This window comes from Microbacterium sp. Leaf351 (assembly GCF_001423825.1).
Taxonomy (GTDB): Bacteria; Actinomycetota; Actinomycetes; order Actinomycetales; family Microbacteriaceae; genus Microbacterium; species Microbacterium ginsengisoli.
The window spans coordinates 11,488-12,845 of sequence record NZ_LMPK01000004.1 but is presented as its reverse complement, the minus strand read 5'-3'; the positions used below and the strand labels follow the sequence as shown (position 1 = coordinate 12,845).

The window sequence follows — 1,358 nt, the reverse complement described above, 5'->3', positions numbered from 1 at the left end:
AGCAACTGCACGGCGTTGTCGGCACTCAGGGTGTCCCCGGTGCGCAGCGAAAGCGGACCGGTCGCGCTCAGCAGGTAGCTGAGTGCCACCGGGTCTGCGCTGATCACTCCGTCGATCGGTGTGCTCTGGGTGCGCTTCCAGAAGTCCTGCAGCAGCTGCGCGGCCGTCGCGAAGTCGGGCACCGAGGTGACGTTCTGGTAGTAGGTCGCCGGCTTCTCGCTGAAGAGCGCCAGCGTGGCGGCATCGAGTGTCGTCACGGGCTCACCGGTGTTCGGCAGCACCTTCTGGATGTCCTCGACGGTGAAGGTGATCTTGCCGTGATCGGTGTGCACCAGGGCGAGTGCGCCCGCGATGCCGCCGAGCGTGCGCAGCTCGGCCGGATTCTGGAACATCAGCAGATAGTTGCGCGGGCCGTCCGCTCCGAGCATCGCCGGCAACAGCGCGGTCGTGCGTCGCAGGGCGTCGGTGCCCTCGGCGACAGTGCTGAGCAGATCGGATGCCTCGGTCACGGGTGCGCGCAGAGCGGGCAGGAGTGCCGAACGATCGAGGCTGTTGACCTCGGCGCTCGCCTGGGCCGCGGCGGTCGCCGCGCCTGCAGACGGCTGCGCGAGCGCCGCGACGGGCGTCAGGTCGATGGCGCCGTCCTTCGGGGTGAACAGCGAGAGGTTGAGATTGTCGGTCGCCGACACGAGCGGCTCGATCACGTCGGTCGACGTCGCAAGCAGTGCGGTCGCGAGCGTGGAGACGGCGTGCAATTGGGGGCCGATCCAGGGCAGGTGGGACGCCGCCGACCAGATCGGGTCGCTGGTGAGGGTGCGGGCCTCGCTGGCGTCGGCCTCGAGCTGCGACAGAGCTGCACGTGCTCCGGCAGGGTCTTTCGAGATGCTCGACTGCACGGTGCTCGCGAGTGACTTCGCCTCGAGTAGATGCTGTGCGGCCAGGGCTCCACGCACGCCGACCCATGTTCCGACGGCGACGGCGACGGCGAGCACGCCCCAGCAGGCGTAGATCGCCCAGCGGCGCGCGTGGCGAGAGCGGCGGCGTGCACGGGCGGCGGTCATGCGATCACCCTAAGCGGGAGGCATCCGCTGTCACGACAGCGACGGTGCCCCCGCGGTGCCGAGGGACCCTGCGAGCTGCAAGATGACGAATGTGACGTTGAACACTGCGTGAACGACGATGGCGGTCCACAGTCGTCGCTGCACGAGAACGATCGTGCCGGTGACGAGCGCCACGGCGCCCAGCGAGACGATGGCGCTGACGTCGAGCGTCGACGTCAGACCGTGGGCGAGGACGAACAGTGCACTGCTCACGAGGGTCGCCGCGATGCCCGCAAGCACGCGGCTGCCCGTGAGGCG

The 1,358-nt window shown here is 69.1% G+C and carries 2 protein-coding genes; both read right to left on the bottom strand.

Translation table 11 applies throughout. The features are described 5' to 3' along the window. A partial coding sequence (locus tag ASG00_RS01960; RefSeq protein ID WP_235559064.1) for a DUF4012 domain-containing protein occupies positions 1-1,061 on the bottom strand: 1,061 nt, incomplete at its 3' end. A 30-nt stretch (positions 1,062-1,091) separates the two neighbouring features. Then, positions 1,092-1,340 carry a CPBP family glutamic-type intramembrane protease gene (locus ASG00_RS18805; RefSeq protein ID WP_056206457.1) on the bottom strand — a complete coding sequence of 83 codons (249 nt, stop codon included), beginning with the start codon at positions 1,338-1,340 and terminating at the stop codon, positions 1,092-1,094. Positions 1,341-1,358 lie beyond the last annotated feature (18 nt).